General features: G+C 73.4%; 7 protein-coding genes. All 7 read right to left on the bottom strand.

The features are described 5' to 3' along the window. A partial coding sequence (locus VKG64_09970; GenBank protein HKB25367.1) for a thiamine pyrophosphate-binding protein occupies positions 1-1,493 on the bottom strand: 1,493 nt, incomplete at its 3' end. Positions 1,494-1,506: 13 nt separating this feature from the next. Then, the gene (locus tag VKG64_09965; GenBank protein ID HKB25366.1) at positions 1,507-3,174 is read right to left on the bottom strand and encodes a thiamine pyrophosphate-binding protein; all 1,668 of its coding nucleotides are present in this window, start codon (positions 3,172-3,174) and stop codon (positions 1,507-1,509) included. A gap of 13 nt (positions 3,175-3,187) precedes the next feature. Continuing rightward, entirely contained in the window at positions 3,188-3,583 is a 396-nt protein-coding gene (locus VKG64_09960; GenBank protein HKB25365.1) for a PCYCGC motif-containing (lipo)protein, read from the bottom strand. 62 nt (positions 3,584-3,645) lie between these two features. Further along, positions 3,646-4,101, bottom strand: coding sequence for a hypothetical protein (locus VKG64_09955; protein ID HKB25364.1), 456 nt, complete (start codon positions 4,099-4,101; stop codon positions 3,646-3,648). A gap of 8 nt (positions 4,102-4,109) precedes the next feature. Beyond that, positions 4,110-5,336 (bottom strand): AmmeMemoRadiSam system protein B, encoded by a 1,227-nt coding sequence (amrB, locus tag VKG64_09950; GenBank protein ID HKB25363.1) that lies wholly within the window; start codon positions 5,334-5,336, stop codon positions 4,110-4,112. Then, a complete protein-coding gene (locus VKG64_09945; protein HKB25362.1) occupies positions 5,336-6,562 on the bottom strand; it encodes a M20 family metallopeptidase in 1,227 nt (408 codons plus the stop codon). The genes amrB and VKG64_09945 overlap by 1 nt, the downstream gene beginning before the upstream one ends. Positions 6,563-6,569: 7 nt before the next feature. Further along, positions 6,570-6,875, bottom strand: coding sequence for a hypothetical protein (locus VKG64_09940; GenBank protein ID HKB25361.1), 306 nt, complete (start codon positions 6,873-6,875; stop codon positions 6,570-6,572). Positions 6,876-7,156 lie beyond the last annotated feature (281 nt).

The raw sequence follows: 7,156 nt of genomic DNA, 5'->3' as shown, positions 1-7,156 counted from the left end.
CCGAACGCCTGGGCGAGCGCCGGGAAGTCCGGGTTCGCCAGGTCGGCCTCGCCCCAGCGCCCGTGGAAGAGCGTCTCCTGGAGCCACTTGATCGCGCCGTAGCGGCCGTCGTTCATGACGAGGAACACGACGGGCAGCCGGTACTTCACCGCCGTCGCCAGCTCGTTCACCGAGTACATGAACCCGCCGTCGCCGACCACGCAGAGGACGGCACGGTCGGGGCGCGCGATCTTGGCGCCGATGGCGGCGGGCACACCGTAGCCGAGCGTCGCCGACCCGACGGGGTAGAGGAACGTCCGCGGCGCGAGCACCGGGAAGCGCCACTCCATCCAGTAGTTGATCCCGGTCTGGTCGTTGACGACGATCGCGTCGTCCGGCAGCGCCCGGCGGAGTATCTCGATGAGCCGCGCGATCTCGGCCGTGTACCGCGGGCTCGCCGCCCCACTGAGCCCGCTACGCCAACGGTGATCCCAACTGCTCGCGGTCCTGCCGGGACCGAGCGCCTCGCCGAGCCGCAGGAGGCCGTCCCTCGCGTCGCCCACGATCGGGAGCTGCGGCTTGAAGAGCGCGCCGATCACGGTCGGGTCGAGGTCCAGGTGGATCAGCGTCTGCGCCGGATCGAACACGAGGTTCAGGAGAAGCCCCTGCGTCGAGCGATGGGCGAAGCGGCAGCCGACGGCCAGCACGACGTCGGCCGCCTTGATCACCGCCTCGCTGGCGTGGCGGTTCGGCAGCACCGCGTGCCAGAGGGGATCGCGCTCGCTGATGGCGCCGCGCCCCATCACGGTGGTGAGGACCGGTGAATCGAGCCGCCGCGCGAGCGCCTGGAGCTCGTGCGCGGCATCCGCCGCGATCACTCCCCCGCCCGCGATGATCAGGGGTCGGGAGGCGTCGCGCAGGAGCCGGGCCGCCTCCTGGATCTCGCTCACGTGGCAGGGCGGCCGACGGCCGTGACCACCGGGGCGGTCGCTCGCCTCGACGTGGGCCGTCAGGAAGTCGTTCGGGATCGACAGCGCGATCGGCCCCGGCCGGCCCGTCCGGAGAAGGTCGAAGGCGCCGTGGAGCGCCGTGGGGATCGCCGTCGCCTCGGTCAGCGTCTCCGCCCAGCGCGTGACGGGGCGGAAGCAGTCGATCTGGTTCGGCACCTCGTGCAACGCGCCGAGCTCGCGGCCGACCAGGTGGGAGGCGACGTCCGACATCACCACGAGGACAGGCATCGAGCCAGCGTACGACTCGACGAGCGGCGTGAGCGTGTTCGTCGCGCCGGGGCCGGTCGTGACAACCACCACGCCCGGGGTCCCCGAGGCGCGGGCGTAGCCGTCCGCCATGAAGGCCGCGCCCGCCTCGTGACGCGCGAGCACGTGGGTGATCCTCGACTGCCGCAGGAGCGCGTCGTAGATCGCGAGGTTGTGGACGCCGGGGATCCCGAACACGTGGCGCACGCCCTCGGCGGCGAGCGCCTCGACGACCCATTCGCCCCCGGTGCGGATCATCAAATCCCTGCCATCACAACATCGCCTTGAAGCCGCGGTCGATCGCGACCGCGACGAGCGAGGGCCCGGGATGGGCGAGGCAGGCGGCCAGCACGTCGCGCAGCTCGCCGGGCTTCTCCACGCTCTCGGCCCGCACGCCGAGCGAGCGGGCGAGGGCGACGTAGTCGATCTCGGGATCCACCAGATCCATTCCCGGGTAGATCCCGCGCTTGGCCGACTCGAGGTCGAGGCTCAGCATCCCCGACTTGAGGATCGCGTAGGACGAGTTATTCGGCACGACGTACGTGATCGGCAGCCGGTAGTGCGCGGCCGTCCAGAGGGCCTGCGGCGAGTACATGACCGAGCCGTCGCCGATGGTGGCGACGACCTTGCGCCCCGGCGCGGCGAGCTGGACGCCGAGCGCCGCCCCCATCCCCCACCCGAGCGTGCCCGTCTTCGACCCGTAGAAGGAGCCCGGCGTGGCGAACGGCATGTAGCGCAGCACGAACGGGAGCGACGTCGCCGACTCGTCCACGACGATCGCGTCCGGGGGCAGGAGCGAGGCCAGCGTGTGCATGAGGTACGCCTGGCCGATCGGCGTCCGCTGGGCCTCCGCTTCCCCGGCCGCCGTCGCGCGCGCCGTCAGCTCGCCCCGGGCCGTCCGGAGCTTCGCGCCGCGCTCCGCCGCCGCCTTGCGCGCGGCCTCGTCGAGGAGCGGGACGAGCGCCTGAGCGAGCTCGCGCAGCGTCTCGCGCGGGTCGGCGACGATGCCGAGCGTGACGGGATAGCTGCGTCCGATCTCCCACGCGTCGTCGTCCACCTGCACGACCGTGAGTCCGCGGCGAAACGGCATGCCCTCGGTGTGGAGGAACCACGTGAAGACGCTCGCGCCGACGATCAGCACGGCGTCGGCCTCGGCAAGCGCCTTCGCGACCCCCGCGGGCGACGGGAACAGTCCTCCGCGCCAGAGCCCGTGGTTGCCCGGGAAGCTGATCCGCCGGTAGACGGGCTCGCCGTGGACGCGCGCGCCGAGGAGCTCGGCGAGCGCCACGAGCTCGGCGACGGCGCCCGCGCGCGCCACGCCGTCGCCCGCGATCACGAGCGGCGCCTTCGCCGCGGCGAGCAGCTCCGCAGCGCGGCGCACCGCGCCGGCCTCCGGGCGCGCGCGGGTCGCGACCTCGGGCGGCCCCGCGCCCGCGTCCTCGACGACCGCGCCCGTCAGGTCCATCGGCAGCGAGAGGAAGACGGGCCCCGTCGGCGGCGTCAGCGCCACCTTGAGGGCGCGGCGCAGCGCGACGGGCGCCTCCTCCGGGCGGCGAACCTCGTAGGCCCACTTCGCGAACGGCTCGGCCATGCGCACGAGGTCCGCGGCGAGGATCGGCTGGTGCATGAGAAAGCGCGTGTCCTGCTGGCCGGCGGTGAGGACGAGCGGGCTCTTGGCCCGCGCGGCGTTGTGGAGGATCGAGATGCTGTTCCCGAGGCCGGGCGCCACGTGGACGTTGACGACGCCGAGCGTCCCCGAGGCCTGGGCGTACCCGTCGGCGGCCGCCACGGCGGCCGCCTCCTGGAGCGCCAGCACGTACTCGAGGCCCGAGTCCGGCAGCGCGTCGAGGAACGGCAGCTCCGTCGTGCCCGGGTTGCCGAAGAGGTGGCGGACGCCGGCGGACTTCAAGATCTCCATGAGGACGGCCGCGACCTTCATGGCGGCGAGGATACTACGACTTCGGCCGCGGCGTCGGCGTCGGCGGGCCGAACCGCAGATACTTCGCGTCGATGGCCGCGCGGATCTCGGCGAGCGGCTTGCCCTCGGCCTTCAAGCGCATCACGTCACGCGTGATGTCCAGGCAGAGCGTTCAGGTCGCCGCGTGGCTCGTGAACGTGACGCGGCTCTCCGTCTCGGCCTTCACGTAGCAGGACCGGTTCGAGCCGTGGCCGAGGCTGCCGCAGCCGCAGGTGCACGGCATCCACTCGAGCGTGTTCCGGTGCTCGGCGGCGAAGGCGTAGAGGCGTCCGAGCTCGCCCTTCTCGGCGAAGACCGGGAGCCGGCCGCGCGCCAGCGTCTGGACCTGGTCGCCGATCGAGTCCACCGTGACCTCCTGGGCGCCGGCCATCCACCAGGTCGCCGCCGCGACGCCCGCGACGAGGAGCACGCCCGCCACGGCGAGCGCTCGCTTCACAGGCTCCTCCTGAGCGAGTATTCGCGGCCGCCCAGCCGCAGGACGCTCCGCGCGCTGCGCTCGTCGTGCTCGGCGAGCCCCCAGAGCTGATGGGCGGCCGCCCGGCTGAACCGCGCCTCGAACCGGCCGCCCTTCACCGCGCAATACGGGACGTCGCCCGCGCCGACCCTGAGCGTCGCAGGGTCCACCGCTTCCTCGCTATCGTCGTTCAGGAGGACGACGAACCCGTCGCCGCGCCGCTCGAAGCGCGTGACGACGAAGGGCGCGTCGGCGACCTCCACGGGGATCCTGACGCGCGTCTGGATGAAGTATCCCGTGGGGTCGCGCCGGAGACCCGCGCGCAGGTTCGCCAGGATCCCCGCGTGCGTGATCTGCACGCCGTCGTCGTACCAGTCGCCGTCCACGTCGATCCGGAGCTTGGGCAGCGACCAGCCGGGCTCGGGCGTGGCCATGGCCGCCGTCAGAACACCACGCTCGCGAAAGTCACGACGCCCTGCGGGTCGGGCCACTGCGCGTAGCGGCGCAGCGTCCCTGGAGAGCCGCCGAGAGCCCGGAGCAGCGCGTAGATCGGCGAGAGCCCGCAGATCCGCCGGCGGTCGCCGTCACGCGCGACCGACTCGAAGAACGCCCGCGCGTCCGCCGCCTCCACCGTGGCGAGCATCTCCCGGTCCTCGCTGCCGATCCGCTCGAGGTCCTCCGGCGACACGGGCTCCGGGTCGCCGAAGCGCGGGCCCATGTGGGCGAGGTCGGCGCCGGCCACGAGGGCGACGCGCCGGCCGCTCGCCGCGACCGTCTCGCCGAGGGCGTCGAGGAAGCGCGCGACGCGCGGGTCGTCCTCGGGCCCGACCCCGCGCGCGAGCGCCTCGTGAGCGAAGCTCGCCAGCACCGGGACGATCTCGATGTCGCGGCGGCCCGCGTAGAGGTAGCGCAGGAACACCGCCTGGAACTCGATCGAGTGCTCGGCGCGATGGGCGAGCTCCGAGGCGAAGCAGTCCTGGCGCGCCCGCGCGGCCAGCGCCTCCACGAAGTCGCGCGCCACCGGTGCCTTGCCGAGCGGCGTGTCGTAGTCCTTCCGCGTGAGCGCGAACGGATGCTCCATCCCGGCGTGGCACGTGCCGAAGACGACGAAGAGGTCGGCGTCCGAGCGCTCGGCGACGTCGCGGTACGCCCACGCGTACGCCGGCCCGCCCCGGTGGAAGTCGATGTGGGGCGCGATGACGGCGCGCACGCGCTCGGCGCCGCCGGCCTGCCCGTCCACGAGGCCGGGCCCGCCCGGCGGCGCGAAGAACGCGTCGAAGGTCACGCGGAGGTCGCCGGGGTCCGCGGGGTACGCGCCGCCCGCGTGCGACGCGGGCCGGCTCGGCGCGCCGAGGTACGCGCCGTCCACCGCCGCCCGGCGCTCGGCGAAGCGCGCGCTGTCGAGGAACCCCTGGGCGTCGAGCGCGTCCGCAATCGCCTCGAGCCGCGCGCGCGGCAGGAGCTCGCCGTGACGCCGCATGACGGCCGCCTGGATGTCGAGGATCGAGTGCTCGCCGTCGAAGAGCGACACGATCTCGAGGAGCGGCTGCGGCAGAACGACGATGGCGTCGGTGTAGCCCGCGGGGTCGCGGAGCGCCAGGCACGGCCGCCCTTCGTGCTCGACGGGGAAGGCGTCCACGTGGCGGAGGCGCGGGAGATACTCGGCCACTAGCTCAGGAAGTTCAGCGCCGACGCGACGTAGATCCGCGCCGCGGCGACGAGCTCGGCCACCTCGACGTACTCGTCCACCTGGTGGGGGATCAGCCGGTTGCCGGGCCCGCAGGTGACGATCGGGATGCCGAGCGTCATCCGGAGGATCGTGCCGTCGGTCGAGCCCGGGACGCCGCCGAAGCGCGGCGGCTTGCCCGTCGCCTGGCGCACGCCCTTCACCATGGCGCGGACGAGGGCCTCACGCCGCTCGGTGCGCGTCGCGAGCCGGTAGCCGTTCACCGTCCGCCACTCGATCCTCGCGCCGGGCGCGCGCGTCATCGCCGCCGCGCAGGCGGCGTCGAGCTCCGCCGCCACCGCCCGCTCGTCGGGACCCGGCGTGAGCCGCACGTCGAGGACGGCGTGGGCCTGCGAGGGAATCACGTTCGACTGGGGCACGCCCTCGACGGGCGCCCGGACGACCGTCGGCGTCACGGTCGGCGGACGGAGGCGCGGGCTCCGGCGGCAGAGCCTCCGCAGGCGCTTCTCGAGCCTCGGGACCTCGTCGAGCAGCGCCCCGAGGGCCACGATCGGGTTCACGCCCGCCTCGGGCATCGCGCCGTGCGCCATCCGGCCGTGGATCGCGACGCGCGCCCAGACAACGCCGCGCTGCTCGAGGCAGAGCTCGTTCTGCTCCGGCTCGCAGATGATCGCCGCGTCGAGCTCGCGGCCGATCGGCGTCGCGCAGAAGTGCTTGGCGCCGAGCATGTCGCCTTCCTCGTCCGCGAGCGCGCCGACGACGAGCTTGCCGCGGAACGCGGCGCCGCTCCGCTTGATCGCGGCCGCCGCGACCATCGCCGCGGCGAGGCCCCCCTTCATGTCCGCGGCGCCGCGCCCGTAGATGCGCCCGTCCGCGAGCTCGGCGGCGAAGGGCGGGTGCGTCCACTCCGCCGGGTCGCCCTCGGTGACGACGTCGGTGTGGCCCTCGAGGAGCAGGCATCGCCCGCTGCCCTTCTCGCCGAGCCAGGCGACGACGTTCGGCCGTCCCGGCGCGGCCTCGTGGACCTCGAGCGCGAAGCCTTCCGTGGCGAGCCACTGCTCGACGCGGCGGGCGACCGCCGCCTCGCCGGCGGCCGGATCGCCCGGCCTCACGACGCTCGGGATGCGGACGAGCTTCCGCGTCAACTCGACGAGCTCGTCGGGATCGATGCGCTCGAGCGCGGCTTGGAGAACCCCCCTCCGCGCCACGGCGGAACTATTCGTGCGGGAAGGACAGGATGACCGAGTCCAGCCGGATGACGCGGTACTCCTCGCCCGCAATGTAGAAGTAGTGGCCCTCGACGTCTTCCTGCGACTCCTCGAACGCGACGACGGCTTTGAGCTCCGGCATGTCCCGGAAGGCGTTCGCGCCCTCGTCGAAGCCGTCGCCGCGCGCGACGACCTGGCCGTAGCGGATCGGCGACCCCTTCGGGCAGTGCACTCGGACGTCCGCCGGCGCCTCGGCCATCAGCTTCACCAGGAGATTGATCCCGTACACCTGGATCGGAATGGGGGGGGTCATCGGGCCCACTATACCACGCCGCTTTTCGGGCCCGATTTCACGCTGGTGGAGGCGACGGGGCGCCCGCGCCGGGGACGATCGAGGGCCGAGTTGCGCCTGTCGTCCGACCGGCGTATTGTCCGGGCCCATGGAGCGCAGGGCGTCGATCGTGATCCCGCTGCTTGGCGCCCTGCTCGTGCTCGCACCTCTCGCCCATGCCAGCCCGCCGGACCCGACGTGGATCCCCGGGTTCTACGATGACGCGGACTACGACGACGTCGTCCTCGCCATCACCGGCGCCG

It is taken from the genome of Candidatus Methylomirabilota bacterium, from assembly GCA_035260325.1.
Taxonomy (GTDB): Bacteria; Methylomirabilota; Methylomirabilia; order Rokubacteriales; family CSP1-6; genus AR19.
The sequence above is the reverse complement of the archived record's forward strand: the minus strand, read 5'-3'. Positions and strand labels throughout refer to the sequence as shown.